Origin of the sequence: Streptomyces sp. NPDC059900 (assembly GCF_050270335.1) — a bacterium.
In the GTDB taxonomy this organism is placed as follows: Bacteria; Actinomycetota; Actinomycetes; order Streptomycetales; family Streptomycetaceae; genus Streptomyces.
The window spans coordinates 1-4,271 of the sequence record NZ_JBNNJZ010000645.1 but is presented as its reverse complement, the minus strand read 5'-3'; the positions used below and the strand labels follow the sequence as shown (position 1 = coordinate 4,271).

At 71.6% G+C, this 4,271-nt stretch carries 4 protein-coding genes; all 4 read right to left on the bottom strand.

Translation table 11 applies throughout. The annotated features are described in order from the left end of the window. Positions 1-680 precede the first annotated feature (680 nt). The gene (locus ACQKIP_RS41100; RefSeq protein ID WP_365865425.1) at positions 681-1,457 is read right to left on the bottom strand and encodes a helix-turn-helix domain-containing protein; all 777 of its coding nucleotides are present in this window, start codon (positions 1,455-1,457) and stop codon (positions 681-683) included. 252 nt (positions 1,458-1,709) lie between these two features. Further along, on the bottom strand, positions 1,710-2,552 hold the full coding sequence (locus tag ACQKIP_RS41095) for an extensin (protein WP_365865423.1): 843 nt from the start codon (positions 2,550-2,552) through the stop codon (positions 1,710-1,712). Then, positions 2,549-3,475 (bottom strand): bifunctional lytic transglycosylase/C40 family peptidase, encoded by a 927-nt coding sequence (locus ACQKIP_RS41090; RefSeq protein WP_365865421.1) that lies wholly within the window; start codon positions 3,473-3,475, stop codon positions 2,549-2,551. The genes ACQKIP_RS41095 and ACQKIP_RS41090 overlap by 4 nt, the downstream gene beginning before the upstream one ends. Positions 3,476-3,477: 2 nt before the next feature. Further along, positions 3,478-4,271, bottom strand: a 794-nt coding sequence (locus ACQKIP_RS41085; protein ID WP_427745351.1) for a replication-relaxation family protein, incomplete at its 5' end; no start/stop codon positions are given.

The window sequence follows — 4,271 nt, the reverse complement described above, 5'->3', positions numbered from 1 at the left end:
TGTATGGAATATCCGATAGATTTTTTCGTCTCGTCACCACATACATACCGGCTGGCAGGGCAACTCCGCGCACCATGCGGGTAGTCGGCGCAGGGTGGATAGCTGTTGGGACACTGATGTTCTTGCCCGAGATCGTTCATGCTCTGAAGTAGTGAGATTCCGCCGGGCCAATCCGAGCCGACGCTCGCTCCAGGGCAGGACGCGACCGAGGCCGAAGGCCTTGACTGCAAAAGGCGGCACTACGACTGATCCGGAGAGCCGCGAGGAGCCGGCCAAGGATGTCGCGGCCTTCGCCAACCATCCCGGAGGCGTGCATCATCGGCACGGCGGAGCACGGCGGCGACGACTCGCCTCCGCGCAGGCTGGGACCGGGCGGGGTGGACCACGCCGGTCAGCCGAGCCGCGCCGGGCCCCCACCCACTGATCCACCCGCTGACCGGCTCGGCTCTTCCTTCGAGGGGTCGGGCCTTCGAAAGTGATCGCAGGGGTCCGGCGGCCAACCGGGGGGATTTGCGCCGAGCCTTGAGCTCACGGCGCATGGCGTTGTCGAGGCTGTCAGGCCACCCAGGCCAGCATGGGCGGTTTCGTGCGTTGGCTGCTGGCGAGCGTGCAGTACGCAACGACGGCTGTGCCGCCCCGAGCTCCATTGCTCGGGGCGGCACAGCCGTCGTGGCGGGTATCTAGGCGTCTGACGTTCCGGTTTCTGCCAGCCGGTAAGTGCGGGGCCGTTCGGTTACCTGCTCGCTGATCCCCTGCCGGGTCAGAGTGACCAGGGCGTTGGCGATGGCTCCCGAGCTTTTCTCGATTACGCGGCTGATTTTGGTGGCGGTGAAAGCCTCCGCTGGATGTGCTTGCAGGTGGTCGATGACCATCTGGCGCAGGCCGCCGGGAGCCAGCCGCGCCCTCTGCCCGATGGAGGCGGCGGCCATGGGTACGACCGGATGCTCGGCTTCGCGGGCGGTGGCGGTGGCGTTCGCCACTTCGGCGTCCTTGCCTCCGTTGGGGTCTTCCGCGTTGTCTGCTGCTTCGGCCTCCGTAAGGCTGTCGGGTGTGATGTCCTGCGGAGTGTCGCTCGGGTGGGTGGTGGTGACGGCCTCGGGCGCCGAGGCGGTGGCTTCCGTGTCTGCGCCGTCCCCGTCCGGCTCGGAGCCCTCGTCGGTCGGCGTCTGCTGCTCCCGGCACGCGCCGACCGGAGCGGGGTTCCAGCGGTCGGGGGTGCGGCGTGCTCCTTCGTGGCCGCCGGGTGTGCGGATGGCCAGGCCGTGCTCTTCCAGGGTGACCAGGGCCTTTCCGGCGGTGGAGCGGCCGAGGCCGGTGGCGAGGGCGAGTTCGGCGCCAGTAGTGCCGGGGGAGGCGACGAGTTCGGTGTAGATCGTGGCGGGTGCGCCCGTCAGGCCGGTCAGCGGTTCGGGGGCGGGCACGGGGCGCAGCGTGCGGGTGTTGTCGGTGTTGGACATGGTGGGCCTCGTTTCCATGTGGAGGGTGGATGTGGGCCCCGGCCGGGGTCAGCGCCAGGCGCTGTGGTGTCCGATCGGGCACGTGCGCATCGCGGAATTCCCGGTCGAACGCGGCCTACGAGAGCGCGAGTTCAGGGGTTCTGAATCCGCTGGCCGTCGGCCGGTAGGACCATGGACGCTCTGGACCCGGCGACAAGTCAAGCGGCAGCGATCCGCCGATCCGATCGATCGTGATGAGGGGATCGGTGCTGGTCAAGAGAGTGGGGGCGTGCCGTCGAGGCAGCGGGTGAGGAGCTGGGCGCGGATCTGGCGGGCCCGGTCCGGGCCGACGTGCAGATCGGTGCGCAGCCGCCAGATGCTGGCCGGGCTTCCGGTCGTCGCGCGGGCGCTCTCGTCGATCGCGATCGCGCGTGCCCACGTGTCGCCGTCTGCCGCCCCGATGGGCCCGCCGACGTGGGTGGGTGCCGCCGGGGCGGCAACGGGTGTGTCGGTGTACCACGCGGGCGCTGCTGGCCCCCGGCGGCCGTCGTGTCCCACGGCTCCCCGCGGTGCGAACGCTGGTGCGTAGCACAGCGGTTGGGGTGGTTGTGCGGGCGCATCGGGGTTCGGGGCCGCGCGGTCGGGATTGGTTGTGTGATCGGTGTCGTCGGTCGGGGAGAGGAGTGGGGTGATGGTGCGTCGGTAGGCGGCGATGGTTTCGGTGAGCAGGATCAGCAGGACGGTCGGTACGCCGTGCAGGAGGATGCCGGCGGGGTCGGCGTGGGTCGGCCAGCCGATCTGGCGATCGGGCCAGATCGAGGTCCAGGTGTTCATCAGGGTGGCGGCGGTTGCGGTGAACCAGCGCAGGGCCGCTGACCAGGCTGGCGGGGACAGGCCCCAGGCCGCCAGGCGTGCGTCCGCGTACAGAACGGTGGCCAGGGCGAGGGCCACCATGGGGTCCAGGAGGATGGCGATGCCGAGGGAGACGCCCCTGCTGGTGGCGAAGAGTGTCACGTTGACCGCGGTGAAGGCGAGGGTGAGGACGGCGACGCCGGCCAGGGAGCGGGTGAGTGCGGTCAGCAGGGCCTGGGCTTGGGCGGGGGTGGGGGGCGTCACCGCGTGCTCTTTCGTGCGGCGGGGCGGGTGGCGCCGTAGTAGTTGTGCCAGCGGTAGTCCTCGATGCGGACGACGGAGTGGCTGTTCGGGGCGTTGATCATCTTGTTGTCGCCGATGTAGAGGCCGACGTGGGAGAGGTTGCCGGGGCTGCCGTAGAAGACGAGGTCGCCGGGGAGCAGGGGCGCTCCGGCGGGGACTTTGCGGGTGGCTTGGTATTGGGCGTGGGCTACGCGGGGCAGGGTGATGCCGGCCTTGGCGTAGGCGGCCTTGGTCAGGCCCGAACAGTCGAAGCCGCCCTCGGCCGGTCCGTTGCCGCCCCATCGGTAGGCGACGCCGAGCTGGGCGCGGGCGTAGGCAACCGCTCTGCCTGCGGCGCCGGTTGCCGGGCCCGCGGCGGCCGCGTACTCGTCGGCGATTTTGAGGACCTTGTTCACGTACCAGTCGGCGTGGTTGTAGTGCCAGATCGCCCGGCGCAGGTTCTTGCCGTTGCGGGCGCCGTTGGCGCACAGCAGGCGGGCCGCGGCGTAGACGGCGTCGACCGGGTCCCAGGGGGTGGGCGGTTTCTTGCCACCGGGCGGCACGGGGTGGGCGTAGGCGTTGAAGGTGGAGGGCAGGAACTGCATCGGTCCGACCGCGCCCGCCGAGGAGGTCATGGTGGGGTAGCGGCCGTGGTCGGTCTCGACCTTCCCGATCGCCGCGAGCACCGTCCAGGACAGGCCCGGGCACTCCGGGGCCGCCCGCTGGTAGAGCGCGAGCATCTTGGGCGGGATGTCGGACAGTGCGTGCTTGCTCGGACTCGCCGACGCACCCCCGCTGCCGGCCATGTTGCCGCTGAGCAGGGTGGCGGCGATGACGGCGGCCAGGAAGGGCAGGGCCAGGAGGGCGCAGCCGGCCCCGGCGGCCGTCTTGGCGAGCGCGCTCACGCTCAGGCCCCGGCAGTGGGAGGCCGGGGCGGGACGGGGCGCCAGGGGAAGGCGGTGTGGCGGCCGGGCGTGGCCAGTGTTGCTTCGGGAGTGAGGGCCGGGGCGAGGCCGGGCCAGTGGCTGGCCAGTTGGGCCGGGGTGAGCCGTCCGGCCGGGGCGGGGCTCAGGGGGAGCCAGGCGGCCCCGTCCGGTTCCGCGAGCTGGGCGTTGCCGGTGGCCAGGGGCAGTTCGAGGCGCTCGGCGCTCTCGGCGAGACGGTGGCGCAGGGCGGCCTCGCGGCGGGCGGTGGCGGTGTGGATGAGCAGGGGCGTGCGGGTGCCGGTGGTGGCGGCGAGGGCGGCGTAGCCGGGGAGCTTGGCCTCGACGCGGGCGAGGTTGTAGGAGCCGGTGTCGTACTCCAGGAAGAACGGCAGGAGTTGCCCGCCCGGGGTGGTGTGGTGGGCGTAGGCGTCGGGGCGGATCCAGTCGCCCCACAGCCGGGTCGCGGAGCGTTCGGAGAGCCACTCCGTCAGGATGCTTCTGGTGGCGAGGTGGGTGAGGAGGGTGTTGACGCCCAGGGTGTGGTCCAGGGTGGGGGAGAAGGCGATGCGTGCGCAGTGGTCCTTGCGCCAGCCGGTGGCGGGCAGGTCGCATCCGGCGCGGGCGGCGAGGAGTTCGGCTCCGGCCCGTCCCAGGGTGTAGTGCTCGGGGGCGGAGCCGTGCTGGCGCAGGGGGCGGAAGGAGTCGACGACGCCCAGCAGGTAGAGCTCGCGCAGGCGGCGGTTGGCGGTCCGGTGGCCGGTGAAAGCGAGCGCGG